This window comes from Enterobacter sp. UCD-UG_FMILLET, from assembly GCF_000762975.1.
Lineage (GTDB): Bacteria > Pseudomonadota > Gammaproteobacteria > Enterobacterales > Enterobacteriaceae > Enterobacter > Enterobacter dykesii.
The window spans coordinates 1-14,786 of sequence record NZ_JRJC01000017.1 but is presented as its reverse complement, the minus strand read 5'-3'; the positions used below and the strand labels follow the sequence as shown (position 1 = coordinate 14,786).

Below are 14,786 nucleotides of genomic sequence, written 5' to 3'. Positions count from 1 at the left end.
AACCGTCCTGTTACGTCGAAAAGGTTTCCCATGCTCAGGCTTACTTCAGCCCGCGTTGCCGTTTGTCTCCTGCCGTTTGCCCTGGTGGCGTGCGGCGATATTTCCGCAAGTGACGATCCGCGCACCAAGCCACCGCTTGTCCGATCCGCATCCGTCGAGCTTGCGAACAACAGCGCCCGCGCCTTCACGGGCGTGGTGGTCGCAAGAACGCAAAGCGATTTAGGTTTCAGAGTCCAGGGAAAAATCCTTGAGCGGCTGGTCGATACGGGGCAGACCGTCAAACGGGGCCAGCCCTTGCTGCGCCTGNCCGTTTGTCTCCTGCCGTTTGCCCTGGTGGCGTGCGGCGATATTTCCGCAAGTGACGATCCGCGCACCAAGCCACCGCTTGTCCGATCCGCATCCGTCGAGCTTGCGAACAACAGCGCCCGCGCCTTCACGGGCGTGGTGGTCGCAAGAACGCAAAGCGATTTAGGTTTCAGAGTCCAGGGAAAAATCCTTGAGCGGCTGGTCGATACGGGGCAGACCGTCAAACGGGGCCAGCCCTTGCTGCGCCTGGATCCGGTTGACCTGAAGTTACAGGCTCAGGCGCAGCAGCGCGCGGTGGATGCGGCTCAGGCGCGCGCGAGAAAAGCCTCCAGCGATGAGGCGCGCTATCGTGGACTTGTGGCATCCGGCGCGGTGTCTGCCTCGGAGTATGACCAGATCAAAGCGGCGGCCGATACGGCCAGGGCCGATCTCAGCGCCGCCCGGGCGCAGTCCAGCGTGGCGCAAAACGCCACGGGCTATGCCGTGCTGCTGGCGGATTCGGACGGCGTGGTTATGGAGACGCTCGCCGAGCCGGGTCAGGTCGTCAGCGCCGGACAGGTGGCGATCAGGCTCGCCAGAGCGGGGCAGCGTGAAGCGCTCGTCCAGCTTCCGGAAACGCTGCGTCCTGCCGTCGGCAGCGAAGCGCAGGCCACGCTGTATGGCAATGAAAAACATCCGGTCACCGCAACGCTGCGCCTGCTGTCTGACTCGGCCGATGCCGCGACCCGCACGTATGAAGCCCGCTACGTGCTGGATGGCCTGCTGGCGAACGCGCCGCTGGGGGCGACCGTCACGCTGAACATTCAGGACCATAAAGCGGAAGGTCAGGTCATGCAGGTCCCGCTGGCTTCGCTCTATGATGCAGGAAAAGGTCCCGGCGTATGGCGCATTTCCTCCCGGCCGGCAAAGGTCGCATGGACGCCCGTCAGGGTGCTGAGCGTGGGTGAAGATGCGGCGCAGGTCACGGGCGGCGTGAAGCCCGGTGAGAAGATCGTTGCGTTAGGCGCCCATCTTCTGCACGAAGGTGAGGTCGTCAGGCTTGCTGAGCAACGCAATGCCGCCCTGGCGGAGAACACACCATGAGCGGAAGCCGCTTTAACCTTTCGGCGCTGGCCGTCCGCGAACGTTCCGTCACGCTGTTTCTGATCGTTCTGGTCACGATTGCCGGAATTTACGCCTTCTTTGGGCTCGGACGCGCGGAAGATCCGCCCTTCACGGTTAAGCAAATGACGGTGATAACCGTCTGGCCGGGCGCCACCGCGCAGGAAATTCAGGATCAGGTCGCCGAGCCGCTGGAAAAGCGCCTGCAGGAACTCAAATGGTATGACCGTACCGAAACCTATACCCGTCCCGGCATGGCGTTTATCACGTTGTCATTGCAGGACAAGACCCCGCCAGCCGAAGTGCAGGAGGAGTTCTATCAGGCGCGAAAGAAGCTTGGAGATGAATCTCAGCGTCTTCCGGCGGGCGTCATCGGCCCGATGATCAATGACGAATTCTCTGATGTCACCTTTGCCCTCTTTGCCCTGAAAGCGAAAGGCGAACCGCAGCGACAGCTGGTGCGCGATGCCGAAGGCCTGCGCCAGCAGCTTCTGCACGTTCCCGGCGTGAAGAAAGTGAACATTATCGGCGAACAGGCCGAGCGGATTTACATCTCCTTCTCCCACGACCGTCTGGCGACGATAGGGCTCTCACCCCAGGACATTTTCAACGCCCTCAACGGCCAGAACGCGCTAGCCGCGGCGGGTTCCATTGAGACCCGAGGCGCGCAGATTTTTATCCGCCTGGACGGCGCGTTTGATGAACTGCAGAAAATCCGCGATACCCCTTTTGTAGCTCAGGGCAAAACGCTCAAGCTGTCCGATGTGGCAACGGTTGAGCGAGGCTACGAAGATCCCCCGACGATGCTGATACGCAATCAGCATGAACCCGCCCTTCTGCTGGGCATCGTGATGCGTGAAGGCTGGAACGGTCTGGCGCTGGGTAAAGCGCTGGATGCGGAAACGGCGAAAATAAATGATAGCCTGCCGCTGGGCATGTCCCTGACCAAAGTTACCGATCAGTCCGTGAATATTCGCTCGTCGGTCGATGAGTTCATGATTAAATTCTTCGTCGCCCTGCTTGTGGTCATGGTGGTCTGTTTTGTCAGCATGGGCTGGCGCGTGGGTGTTGTCGTTGCGGCGGCGGTCCCGCTGACGCTGGCGGTCGTCTTCGTGGTGATGGAAGCCGCGGGAATTAACTTCGACCGCGTGACGCTGGGCTCCCTGATCCTCGCCCTCGGCCTGCTGGTTGATGATGCCATTATCGCCATCGAAATGATGGTGGTGAAAATGGAGGAAGGTTACGACAGAATCAAAGCCTCGGCCTTTGCCTGGAGCCATACCGCCGCGCCCATGCTGGCCGGTACCCTGGTGACGGCCATTGGCTTTATGCCGAATGGTTTCGCCCAGTCGACCGCAGGGGAATACACCAGCAATATGTTCTGGATAGTCGGCCTCGCCCTGATTGCCTCGTGGTTTGTCGCGGTGGTGTTCACGCCGTATCTTGGGGTGAAGATCCTGCCGGCGATCCCTAAAGTAGAAGGGGGTCATGCCGCCATCTATAACACGCCTCGCTATAACCGTTTTCGCCAGCTGCTTGCCCGCGTTATCGCCAGAAAATGGCGGGTGGCCGGGTCGGTGGTCGCCATTTTCATCCTGGCCGTGCTCGGCATGGGGCTGGTTAAAAAACAATTCTTCCCGACCTCCGATCGCCCGGAAGTACTGGTTGAGGTACAGATGCCCTACGGTACCTCGATTGCGCAAACCAGCGCCGCCACCGCAAAAATAGAAGCGTGGCTGGGCCAGCAGCCCGAAGCCAAAATTGTCACGGCCTATATTGGTCAGGGTTCGCCCCGTTTTTATCTGGCGATGGCGCCTGAACTGCCCGATCCGTCTTTTGCGAAAATCGTGATCCTGACGGACAGCGAGACGTCGCGCGAGGCGCTCAAGCTCCGGCTGAGGGAAGCTGTCGCCAACGGCCTTGCCCCCGAAGCGCGCGTGCGGGTGACGCAGCTGGTGTTTGGCCCGTACTCGCCCTTCCCGGTTGCCTGGCGCGTGTCGGGGCCGGATGTCGTACAGGTGCATGACATCGCTGACAGGGTGAAAGCCGTGCTCCAGGCGAGCCCAATGATGAGAACCGTCAACACTGACTGGGGGTCGCGCGTTCCCGTGTTGCATTTCACCCTCGATCAAAACCGCCTGCAGGCGACCGGCTTGACCTCCAGTGCCGTTGCCAATCAGCTTCAGTTTCTGCTCTCAGGCGTACCCGTCACCTCCGTGCGGGAAGATATTCGCTCGGTGGAGGTCATTGGCCGCGCGGCGGGAGATATCCGTCTTGATCCGGCCAAAATAGAGGGTTTCACCCTTGTCGGCAATGCGGGACAGCGCGTTCCGCTGTCTCAAATCGGCAAGATTGAGATCGGTATGGAAGATCCGATCCTGCGCCGTCGCGATCGTACCCCGACGATTACCGTGCGGGGCGATATAGCCGACAATCTTCAGCCACCGGATGTGTCGGTCGCCATCATGAAGCAGCTTCAGCCGATTGTTGATGCGCTGCCGGCCGGGTACCGTATCGACATGGCGGGTTCGATTGAGGAATCGGGCAAAGCCACGCAGGCAATGATCCCGCTGTTCCCGATCATGATTGCCCTGACGCTGCTGATCATCATTTTGCAGGTGCGCTCATTCTCAGCGATGGTGATGGTGTTCTTAACCGCGCCGCTGGGGCTGATTGGCGTAGTGCCGACCCTGCTGATATTTAATCAGCCGTTTGGCATCAACGCGCTGGTCGGTCTGATCGCCCTTTCCGGCATTCTGATGCGCAATACGCTAATCCTGATCGGTCAAATCGATCATAACCAGAGGGACGGTCTCGAGCCATTCCAGGCGGTGGTTGAAGCGACGGTCCAGCGCGCGCGCCCGGTCCTTCTGACCGCCATGGCGGCCGTGCTGGCTTTTATTCCCCTGACGCATTCGGTATTCTGGGGCACGCTGGCTTACACGTTAATCGGCGGAACGCTGGGCGGGACGATCGTCACGCTCGTCTTCCTGCCCGCGATGTATGCGATCTGGTTCCGGATCCGCCCGGCGGAACAACGCGTGCAGCACCCTGCAGAAAACGTGTAAACTACCATGAGTAGATAATACTTCTGAGGAAAGCATGGTTGTTAAGCGCTTAAGAAAAGAGGACCGCCGCGTGCAGCTGCTGGAGGTTGCGCGCGGAATCGTTCGTCAGCAAGGCACGGAGGCGTTGACGCTTGGCTATCTGGCCGAGCGGGCCAACGTGACCAAGCCTATCCCCTACGACCACTTTGGCGATCGTGAAGGGCTGCTGATGGCGCTGTACCAGGATTATAGCGACCGGCAGCTGGCGAAATTCCGCGAGACGCTGGCGGTCGACAGCAAAACGCTGGAGAAGACGATCCGCTTTTTCAGCGCCGCCTATATCGACTGCGCCATTAGTGCCGGGCCAGAGACCGGCCCAATCGCCGCGGCGCTGTCCGGATCCCACGCGCTGCAGACGTTTCGTGAGGCATGCGTGGCCGATTGCGCCGACTGCCTGCGTACCGCGCTTTCCCCGTTCGTCGCGCTCAAAGGCGTTCAGGGAGAAGCGGTACTGACGGCCATCATCGGCGCGGCGGACGCGCTCAGCACCGCTGCAGGTAACGGCGTGCTCGCCCGGAACGTGGCGGAAGATACGCTCAGCGGCGCCATGACCGGCGTGCTGGAGACCTACGTAAATAGCACAAAATGATCGCTGGGGGCGGATTGACACATAAGTTACCAATAGTAATATAGGGGCAGTTCTCACTCATTCGAGGTCGCTATGTCTGCTACAAATGCCATTAATAACGCACTGATCGTGACGGCTCATCCTGTCGACAATTCGTTATCCAATTCGCTGGCAGCCCGTATTGCCGGGAAATTACGCGAGCAAGGTACGCAGGTTGAAATTGCCGATCTGCATGCTGAAGGGTTTAATCCGGCGATGACCCGCGCCGATCTCGATTTGTATCACGGCGATCCGACCGCCCTTCCCGACGATATTCTGCGCGAGCAGCAGCGCGTCGAGCGAGCGGATATGCTGGTGTTTGTCTTCCCCGTGTACTGGTGGTCGGTTCCCGCGCTGTTGAAAGGCTGGTTCGATCGCGTATTAACCCTTAACTGGGCGTATAAGGTAGCTGACGACGGCAGGATTGTGGGCAGCTTACGGGATGTTCCCGTCCGCCTGATCGCCACCGGCGGCAGCGATCTCACCGGATTCGACAAACACGGCTATTCGACGGCGATTCAGACGCAGATAATCGAAGGCGTGTTTGGCTTCTGCGGGTTGAAGAACGTTAAGCTCGATATCCTTTACCAGGCAGACACGGCGACGCCTGAGCAGGTTGAGGATTTTCTGCAGGGGCTCGAGAACCTTGAATAATCAAAGTCTTCTATCCTAAAAAATGTGCAACGCTTACGGCGCACCTACTTAAGTTGGTGTGTTGAAGCGCATATTTCACCTGCGCTAGAACTGAACGTACTTTTTCGCCAATCGCGAAATAAAAACAAAGGTCACTACATGGTTAAGTCAGTTCAGCCAACAACCACCCTCACCACCACCGGAACCTTCGGCGGTGCGAGAGTATCTGTAGCAAACGACTGACAAACAGAACCTCACTCCCCGCCGGCCAGGACGGGGAAATCTCTCTCCGTTCACCACCCTATGAATGGAGAAAGAAAATGGTTTCATCTGACAATGCTCTCTTGATTATCGACATGCAGCAGGGCCTCTTTCGGGGCCCGGTTTCCCCTCGCTCCGCCGATGCCGTTCTGGCCAATATCCGCTTGTTAATCGCCAACGCCCGAGACGCGCAGGTACCCGTCTTTTTTGCCCGCCATATTGGACTGGACGACTCCCCCTTCTCGGAGAAGGGGCCGTTAACACAGCTGATACCCGAGTTGGACGTCCAGGAGCAGGATGGGGTTTTCACCAAGCGCTATCCCAGCTGTTTTCGGGATACCGAACTGCTGCGAGAACTTAATCAGAGAGGCATCAAACAGCTGGTCATTGCCGGGATGAAAACAGAATTTTGTGTCGACACCACCTGCCGGGCCGCACCGGAGTTGGGTTTCAGGACGGTATTGATTTCAGATGCGCATACCACAATGGATAATGCCCATTTATCCGCCAGCGATATTATCGCCCATCACAACAGCACGCTGGCAGGCCCGTTTGTGACGCTGTCGACTGCCGGCGACTGGCATTTTAATACGGTCAGTTGAGTTGGCGGGATCGTCTCTCTCTATCCCGTCGCGCCTTTCTGCGCGTCGGGAAAAGTAGAGAAAATTACAGGGTAAAACCTCCGTCCCCCACCTGCACCTGAGCGTACCATTTCATCAGCTCCGCGGTACCGGGCGCGTTCTCAGCCGGTGACCAGGAGGCGGTATCGTGCTCCGGAACAGGCTGATAGCCGCCGTGTTTTACCTCGAAAATGACGCCGCCTTTATCCAGCGACAGCACGGCATGCCAGGTACCGGCATCCATCTCCAGCACTTTGCAGTCTTCACCTAACACCACGCGACGGATCACGTTACCGCTGTCATCAAAATTTAGCACTAGAAAGCGACCGCTCAGCGCCGTCAGCAATTCAAAGGTGTGCGGATGGCGATGGGGACGAACATAGGTGCCGGGTTCCATTGCAATGGCCAGGCGCTGCACCGGGTCGCTCAGCTCGGGATGTAAATTACGATGCGCACGTAAGCGAGGGGAATTAGCCGCCTGCTCGCTTTGCTGCTGCAGGTCACTGAAAGTAATTTGTTTCATATACACCTTTGTTAATGGGGTCAGCGGGCGACAACCCGGTTGCCGCAGGACGTTATACCATCCTGAAAAGCCGATGAGCTATGGCGTTTGTGAAACAAAACGCTGCAGCGTGAGGATGCGTGTGATCGCCCCCCAAAGCGCAACGTTGAGTCAAACTCACATTGATTCCCACTATTTATCGTTTTTCAAAAGCGACGGCCCTGAAATAACATCCATTCATCCCTGGGATAGATAAAAATAAATATTACCAAGCCTGTATGGAGCACCTATGACACTCGATGTTTTATTCCATTTAATGAGTATTATCTCACCTCATAAATATAGCCCCGATGCAAATGTGCATGAGCTGATAACGTTACTGTCAGCAGAAAAGGAAAGCTCAGAAGCGTTATCGCCTTTCATCCATCGACTGCACCTTCTCTCTTTCGCCCAAAGCAATCCGGGTAACGCCGAAGAGCTGCTCTCAGCGCATTTACCCAAAGACGACGGGATCCTTCCGGTTCTGGACTTCGCGGACTGGCCCCGGGTGCGTTACGCCGCTTCAGGCGAAGTTCAAACGCCGGAATCTGAGGAGTACTTCCGTGAAATGACGTCGGCTGCCAATATGTTACGCACTGCGCTGATCGACGCTGAACGCGCAAAAGGGACGCCTGCGCTTTATATTCTGGATAAATTACTTAATCTGAACAGCGCCCTGCCGGAAAGATATAAAAATATGGCAAATATTCCCTACGCATAAATACGTTCCATCTGCGGAATATCCTTCAATAAATATTCCGCTATTTACTAAACCCGCTTTTCGTTGTAATCAAGACAGACGATATCCAACGAAGGCAGCACCGGCGCATTAAGGTTAAACCACGCCAGCAACCGTTCAATACTCTGTCTTCTGAGCGAATTTTTCGGCCAGACGAGGTAGTAGCCATCGCCGGTTGCGATAGCTTCCCTGAAGGGCAGCGCGAGCAGGCCGCTTTTCAGCGCGTCGAGCGTGAGGCGGAGGTCGGCCATCGCCACACCGTGACCGTGCATGGCGGCCAGGCTTCCCTGCTCCAGGGTGTCGAACACGATTCCACGACTCACGTCGAGCCCGGGGAATAACCCGGTTCTTTTCAGCCAGCGCTTCCAGTCCCGCCTGTCCGGAGAGGGATGGATAAGCTCGCACTGCGCAAGCTGATGCCGGGCAGATTCAAGCAGCGACGGGGTACAAACCGGAATGAGCCATTCACTGAAGAGCAGCCTGCTTTCCGTTGACTCGCCGAAATAGCCATTACCGAGGAGGATCGCACAATCATAGGGCTCACGGCTGAAGTCAACGGTGTCGAAGTCCATCCAGACGCTGGCAATTTCAATTTTTGGCTTCGCGTGGTTCTCACGAAAGGATTTAAGCACATTCAGAAGCCATCGCATCGTCAGGGTGCTGGGAGCTTTGAGGCGCAGAAGGTGGTTTTCGCTTCTGAATGCGCGACAGGCCCACTCAATATTCGAGAAACTTTCGCTGAGCTGTCCGGCCAGAATACGTCCGGCATCACTGACCTCCACTCGCGGCCCCTGGCGTTTAAAGAGCTCACAGTCGAACCACATTTCAAGCGTCCGGACATGCCTGCTGACCGCGCCCGGCGTGATATTCAGTGCTTCGGCCGCTTTGCTGAAGGAGTTCAGCCGCGCGGCGACTTCAAAAGCGCGAAGCGCATACAGTGGCGGTAAAGACATACATTCCCTTACTGTGAGGTTTAGCTATGCAGTGTTTGTATTATCGGCACTCGGTGACCTGTCGCTCAGGTCCTCAGATGAGAACGTCAGCAGCAGCTCCCTGAGCAGGGACTCAAGCTGCGCGCGCTGCGGCTCAGACAAGCTGCTCAGCAGCGCATTTTGGGTTTGTGTATGCACGATCAGCGCCTGTTCGATACGCTCCTGCCCGTGCGGCGTCAGGCTTACGAGGGTGCTGCGCTTGTCATCCGGATCGGCAATTCGCCTGATAAGCCCTTGCTGTTCGAGATGGCTGAGCCGGTTCGTCATCGCCCCTGAGGTGATCAGCAGCGATTTATACAGCTGCGTGGGGGAAAGACAGTACGGCTCACCGGCTCGGCGCAGCGTGGCGAGCACGTCAAACTCGCCCTCGCGAAAACCAAACTGCGCCATCGCCTCCGCCCATTCTTTTCCCAGATGCTTCATCAGCCTGAGCATTCGGCCAAAAATTTTCATCGACGAGGCGTCCAGCTCCGGCATGGCGCGGCTCCACTGGCCGACAACGAAGTCTACGTGGTCTTGCATTTTCACCCCTGATGGCGTGGGTATTTATCCTGTTGTGCGGTACATCTTACGCAAAAACATATTTTATCTTAACGTTAAGATAAATGCTCGTGCCGATTTGCCCGGGCCATTCACAACCGAAAAGGATTCCACGTTGAAACGCACGTCGCCTTTACTCTTCGCCGTTATCGCATTTATCGTCGGGCTGAACCTGCGCCCCATTCTGGCTTCTGTCGGACCGTTGTTTTCCGTGCTGCAGCGCGAAGCGGGACTGACCGCCACGCAATTCAGCCTGCTGACTACCCTGCCGGTCGCGATGATGGGGCTGGCCGCCCTGTGTGGGCCCTGGCTTTTAGCCAGAGTCGGCGCCGCACGAGGCATTATGCTCGGGCTCTTCATCCTGCTTGTGGCCTGCTTATTACGCGGTTTTAGCGCCTCACCGGAGAGTCTTATGGGCACCGCGTTACTGGGCGGGGCCAGCATCGGCACGATCCAGGCGTTAATGCCTGCCCTGATAAAAAAGGAATATACGCAAACGGCCAGTACGGTGATGTCGCTCTTCAGCACGGGCATCATGGCCGGTGCGGCAGTCGCCGCCGCCAGCGCCGAGCCGTTGTTCTCATGGCTCGCGCTCAAGCCCGCGCTGGCCATGGCCGGGCTGTTAGCGCTGCTTGCGCTGATACTGTGGTTAACCCTGGTTAAGCATCCTCAAGGGGAAAAAACAGCACACGAAAACGTGACGCTCTCGTCCTCCCGGACAGTACTATTGGTGATCTTTTTCGGCGTGGGAACGGGAGCCTACACGCTGGTACTGGCCTGGTTGCCCCCGCTCTATATTCAGGCGGGATGGTCCGCACGCAGCGGCGGCTACATGCTGGCCTGGCTGACGTTAACCGAGGTTTTCGCCGGGTTTGCCGTCTCCGCGCTGATCGGTAAATTCCCCGACCGTCGCGTGCCGCTGATCGCCGTATTGCTGTTGCTGCTGGCAGGATTACTGTGTCTGGTCTTTGCGCCGGGTACGACGCCTGTATTATCCACGTTGCTGCTTGGCACCGGGATCGGCGCCCTCTTCCCGCTGTCGCTCATCGTCACGTTCGATCATGCGCGAACGCCCGCGCAGGCCGGGAAGTTGCTGTCTAAAGTTCAGGGAGGCGGATACACGATCGCCGCGCTTATGCCGTTAATTGCAGGGATCGTTCGCGATAGTTCGGTCTCGCTGACCAGCGCATGGCTGATCATGAGTGCGGGAGTCGTGCTGCTGATCGTCATCGCGCTGAATTTTAAACCCGTCGTGGACGTGCAGGCACGGTGAACGCGATACCAGATTTGAGAGTCGTATTTCCGCCGATCGTAAGATAAATTCAGGGTAAATTTCACCTCATTCAGGAGTGGATATGTCGCAGACGTTACCGGAAATTGATGTCTTGTTCGTCGCCGGGTTCGGGCCCATTTCGCGGGATACGGAGTCCAGCGCCGCGTTTTATGTCCAGACACTCGGCCTTCCGCTGAAGCCGATGGAGGGGAATACCGATTATCTGCTCACTGAAGAGGGCCAGCTGGAAGGCGTGAAGCATTTCGCCGTCTGGCCGCTCGCACAGGCGGCTGCGTCCTGTTTTGGAGATGAACAGTGGCCCACGGAGCACCCGATACCACAGGGATGGATTGAGTACGAGGTAAAGGATCTGGACTCGGCTACCCGCGTTCTGAGTGAAAAAGGCTATCGGTTGCTGGTGGCTAACCGTATGGAGCCGTGGGGGCAAACCGTCACTCGCCTGCTCAGCCCGGAAGGTTTGCTTACCGGTCTGACGATTACGCCGTGGCTGCGGGAGTAATGGGGGTTTGCTTTGGGCGAATTTATTTAGGGGAATCTCTGCTTTGAGCAAGGAGCAGACATTATTAACTGCGTTAGGTGTGAATTAGCATGAGCAACTCAGCAGACGAATCATGGCGATCAGAATGACAAGGTCAGGTTTTCATTTTTCGCGATAATTTTTTTGTTGTTGATAATCAGCAGAGAAGATGTTCCTACACCAGTAAATAGTGCGTCCCCTTTAAAGAAGGTCTGATCTTGTTTGCCGGTTAAATGTCTTGCCATTTCCAGATCGCTTCCTTTCAGAAGGATTGTCACATTGATTTTGCGCACGCCGATATACTTCATGCCTGCATCGCTAAGCACAGGCGCCATATCTGAAAGCATAAAGAATATAACAAAAATTAAAACTAAAATTGATATAACGGTACTTCTTTTATCTTCTTTTTTTACCATTTTATCAATGCAAGTATAGATGATCAGTGTAATAAAAAATGCAGTGAATAGTAACGATAATAAAACGAACACCCCATCAAACATTCCATTAGCGCTACCAAAAAAAAGAATAACGCCACCCACAAAAGCAATAATTAAATGGGCATACAAAGCAACATAAACCCTCATTATTCTCCCTGCTTTAAGGGTTGCTTTCAGTTTTCCACGCCATTCTTTACGCTTTATTTTTTTATTGGGCGCAAGGAGTAAAATAAACATCGAGCAGTAATAAGAGGTTACAACCGACATTGAATACCATATTGCAAGAGAGAATGTAAGAAAAATTGAAAAAGAGATAATGACAAGAAGAAAAAATATGACATCAGAAAGTGATAATCCTGTAGGTAAGAAGCCAATTCTCATAGAGTAAATCATAAACACCACCACACCGCCCCCTATCAGGGAAAGGTAGATGTTTTTTGCTATGTTGATATTTAGAATGTTCTTTATAGAAATCACTTCCTGACTCCATTTATATGCCAAAGGTGTATAAAAATAAAAACTGTCGACCATCAGCAGATTCATGAACACATTTGCTATGGATGAATACTTACAACTTACGCTCCTGTCACCATGCTGCTGCAGAAATGGCTCGTGAGTCAGCTTCAAGCGAAAAGTGGACATCAGAACTGAATGGCTGATCTAATGGTGATAGCCTACATTCAAGCTAAATAAAAAAATTATACAATGTTTGATTACCACCACTAATCCTTATCTGGAATATCTCTCGCATCGTAATAATCAATCCCAAGTCTAAAGCTTAACTCAAGGCCCTCGGGACCTCCGTTTATATCGCCTACACCAAATGTATTAGGCGCATTTTTGCTTCTGAACACTTCAACATCTTTTTTATTTGGAGAAGGCTCATCGTTATTATAAAAATCAGGGAGCGACTGCAACTCAACGTAATCAACGCCAGCAGGATTATAAGCGAGATAAAAGTTCCTATAGTTACCAGGATTTCCTAAGTAGTGCCCTTCTTCATATTGATAGAATTTCGCAGAATGGTCAAAATGCAAATAGTTAATATTATTTCCAAAGTCTTTAAACTTATGGCCAAGGGTTTTAGCCAGATAAGGCACTTCAGGATGAAAGTCCTTATCCTTGCTGGTTACAGAATAGAGTATCACAGTATTCTTATTATCATAAACCACTTGTAGATAGAACTTCCTGAACGAGTAAATATACTCATTAACCTTGCCATCCTCAGAATGTTCTTCTTTCACAGGTGCGCCAAAAATTGATTCGATGTACTTTATCGATGCCCCGGTATAAATTACGTGTAGATTATCTTCCGCTTGTTTTTGGAAAAATCTATCTGCGATATTCTGATACAAGTCAAACACTGTATTTAGCGCTCCAAAGTATCCAGAAATGGCAAGAACACCACTCAAAACAACAGCAATAAATGATTTTTTAAGTATTTTTCCCGGGGTCATCAGTTTTAGTCGCTCATTCCATTTTTTTAGTATTGTACGTATTACTGACTATAAAGTAAAACAATGCCGCGTAAAAAAGTCATTATCAATGATGATTGAATCGAAACTTATCTTAAGCATGATTTTAACTTTTAATATTAGAGCACCTTCCGTTGCTGGCACTGGCCTGCTTTTAGCAGTCATGCACCTCAAAGGATATTTCTGCCTTGCAATGAAGGTCCTTTTTCTGCTTTGCGTAGACAGATTCGCAAAGCTATGCACCCAGGCTTTACGATATTCAACGAGGTCGTAACGTTAACCCGCTTTTAGCATTCGCCGAAGTTCATGGTCCATATATTCATCTACAGCACTGGCGTCAATTCCACCCGCTTTGTACCAGACATGGAGTTCTTTAATCGCCAGAGTGCCAAACCTTGCCCAGCCGATGAGGTTCGTTCTCAGGAGGAACTGAATCATGTCTCCTCCTGAGCGAAGTGCCGCGTCGCCAGCATCCATCAAACACAAGGTTCCATGCGCAACCAGCAACATTCGTCTGAGTTCTGGGTTATTCGCAGAAGGAATACATTCCCCCCATGCCTTCTTATGGTAGCAACGTTGTTTAACCGTCCAGGTGATCCGCACAAGCAATTCGGTAATCAGGACAGGGATAGCCATCGCTAATCCATGCCGTAGGTCGTATCCTTTCTCAAAAACCTGGACGGCAATGGTCGCGAAAGACTGACGATGCTGACCAAATTCACCCACGTTAATAAACTGAAGTAAGGAAAAGAATGGAATTGGGATACCAGAGCCTCTCCCTTCAGCACCAGAAGAGCCCGCCATATCAGAGAAAAGATGGCCCAGCCAGTTTACGAAGCCACTGAATACCTTAGAAACAAAAGTTATTCCCTTTAAGCTCAAAAGTTTCGGTATCTACGGAAACCAGTTTTCCGTCTGCCACAAAATGTGCCGTGCTGGTAAATTGATCAAGGATAGAGAAAAATAAACCGACCAGGTCCGGGGAGTGGGCAAGACTTTTAATATGGTGATTCTTCGTATTCATCCTGAAGAGACCGTCAACATCGCCGCCATGCCGATGGTCATAATTGACCTTAAATTTTCTCTCCAGAAAGCCGATAGCGCTTTTTGTAGGATCGCTCCCTTCTGAACCGCCTTTCCATCCAAATGCTGAGGCGAATTTCTCGACTGCTCCGTCCACCGCATTATCTGCAAGCCTGGTCAGTTTTCCTTCACCAGGTGCGCCTACCAGAAAAATATCGATAAGCCCGCCAATAACGCCACAGGTGCCGGCGATCATGTAATCATATTTATCGCAGCGGGCGGTCTTTAAAGTAAAGTCTTCCTGAATGCGTTTCTCCAGAGCAATTCTCTGAGTTGGGGACATCAGGGCGCTAAACGGATCGACCTTTAAATCGATATTGTGCTTATGAGCATAGTCCGATACGGACTGGGAATAAGTTTCCCAGTCCGTATCGCTCGTGAACGCTATTGTTTCAATCATCGACAGTTTACTGATACTGGACGATGGCGGGATCAAACCGGATTCAAGGTAATCGCTGAATTCACTGGAAACCGTTGTATGGATGTTCTCATCAAAGGTGATACCTGCGTGTTCCAGGACGCCCTCCATAGCG

The 14,786-nt window shown here is 53.8% G+C and carries 15 protein-coding genes; 8 read left to right on the top strand and 7 right to left on the bottom strand.

The features are described 5' to 3' along the window. The first annotated feature begins 30 nt into the window (after positions 1-30). From LA04_RS08600 to LA04_RS08580, 5 genes are all read left to right on the top strand, one after another. Positions 31-1,389 (top strand): efflux RND transporter periplasmic adaptor subunit, encoded by a 1,359-nt coding sequence (locus tag LA04_RS08600; protein ID WP_235211326.1) that lies wholly within the window; start codon positions 31-33, stop codon positions 1,387-1,389. Beyond that, a complete protein-coding gene (locus LA04_RS08595) occupies positions 1,386-4,475 on the top strand; it encodes an efflux RND transporter permease subunit (RefSeq protein WP_047651205.1) in 3,090 nt (1,029 codons plus the stop codon). The genes LA04_RS08600 and LA04_RS08595 overlap by 4 nt, the downstream gene beginning before the upstream one ends. A 34-nt stretch (positions 4,476-4,509) precedes the next feature. Next, the gene (locus LA04_RS08590; RefSeq protein ID WP_047651204.1) at positions 4,510-5,103 is read left to right on the top strand and encodes a TetR/AcrR family transcriptional regulator; all 594 of its coding nucleotides are present in this window, start codon (positions 4,510-4,512) and stop codon (positions 5,101-5,103) included. Positions 5,104-5,175: 72 nt separating this feature from the next. Then, complete coding sequence (locus tag LA04_RS08585) at positions 5,176-5,775, top strand: NAD(P)H-dependent oxidoreductase (protein ID WP_047651203.1); 600 nt, start codon at positions 5,176-5,178, stop codon at positions 5,773-5,775. Between the two features lie 299 nt (positions 5,776-6,074). After that, positions 6,075-6,617 (top strand): cysteine hydrolase family protein, encoded by a 543-nt coding sequence (locus tag LA04_RS08580; RefSeq protein WP_047651202.1) that lies wholly within the window; start codon positions 6,075-6,077, stop codon positions 6,615-6,617. Positions 6,618-6,681: 64 nt separating this feature from the next. Here LA04_RS08580 and LA04_RS08575 read toward each other — a convergent pair whose 3' ends face one another. Beyond that, on the bottom strand, positions 6,682-7,158 hold the full coding sequence (locus LA04_RS08575; protein ID WP_047651201.1) for a WbuC family cupin fold metalloprotein: 477 nt from the start codon (positions 7,156-7,158) through the stop codon (positions 6,682-6,684). Between the two features lie 268 nt (positions 7,159-7,426). Here LA04_RS08575 and LA04_RS08570 point away from each other — a divergent pair, with 268 nt between their 5' ends. Next, a complete protein-coding gene (locus LA04_RS08570; protein ID WP_047651200.1) occupies positions 7,427-7,897 on the top strand; it encodes a hypothetical protein in 471 nt (156 codons plus the stop codon). A gap of 47 nt (positions 7,898-7,944) precedes the next feature. On the opposite strand, the gene LA04_RS08565 is transcribed toward LA04_RS08570, so the two are convergent. Both LA04_RS08565 and LA04_RS08560 read right to left on the bottom strand, forming a co-directional pair. Beyond that, positions 7,945-8,868: a LysR substrate-binding domain-containing protein gene (locus LA04_RS08565; protein ID WP_047651199.1), complete on the bottom strand. Its 924-nt coding sequence runs from the start codon at positions 8,866-8,868 to the stop codon at positions 7,945-7,947. 24 nt (positions 8,869-8,892) lie between these two features. Beyond that, positions 8,893-9,429, bottom strand: a complete 537-nt coding sequence (locus tag LA04_RS08560) for a MarR family winged helix-turn-helix transcriptional regulator (protein WP_047651198.1) — start codon at positions 9,427-9,429, stop codon at positions 8,893-8,895. A 133-nt stretch (positions 9,430-9,562) separates the two neighbouring features. Between LA04_RS08560 and LA04_RS08555 the strand changes: the two genes are divergently transcribed. Further along, the gene (locus tag LA04_RS08555) at positions 9,563-10,720 is read left to right on the top strand and encodes an MFS transporter (RefSeq protein ID WP_047651197.1); all 1,158 of its coding nucleotides are present in this window, start codon (positions 9,563-9,565) and stop codon (positions 10,718-10,720) included. Positions 10,721-10,802: 82 nt separating this feature from the next. After that, positions 10,803-11,240: a VOC family protein gene (locus tag LA04_RS08550; protein ID WP_047651196.1), complete on the top strand. Its 438-nt coding sequence runs from the start codon at positions 10,803-10,805 to the stop codon at positions 11,238-11,240. A gap of 119 nt (positions 11,241-11,359) precedes the next feature. Here the strand turns inward: LA04_RS08550 and LA04_RS08545 are convergent, their stop codons facing one another. The 4 genes from LA04_RS08545 to LA04_RS24735 all read right to left on the bottom strand — a co-directional run. Beyond that, positions 11,360-12,226, bottom strand: a complete 867-nt coding sequence (locus tag LA04_RS08545) for a hypothetical protein (protein WP_152594362.1) — start codon at positions 12,224-12,226, stop codon at positions 11,360-11,362. Positions 12,227-12,417: 191 nt separating this feature from the next. Then, complete coding sequence (locus tag LA04_RS08540) at positions 12,418-13,152, bottom strand: ETEC_3214 domain-containing protein (protein WP_235211325.1); 735 nt, start codon at positions 13,150-13,152, stop codon at positions 12,418-12,420. A gap of 294 nt (positions 13,153-13,446) precedes the next feature. Continuing rightward, a complete protein-coding gene (locus tag LA04_RS24740; protein ID WP_200882523.1) occupies positions 13,447-14,052 on the bottom strand; it encodes a hypothetical protein in 606 nt (201 codons plus the stop codon). Continuing rightward, a partial coding sequence (locus LA04_RS24735) for a hypothetical protein (RefSeq protein WP_200882522.1) occupies positions 14,021-14,786 on the bottom strand: 766 nt, incomplete at its 5' end. The genes LA04_RS24740 and LA04_RS24735, both read right to left, overlap by 32 nt.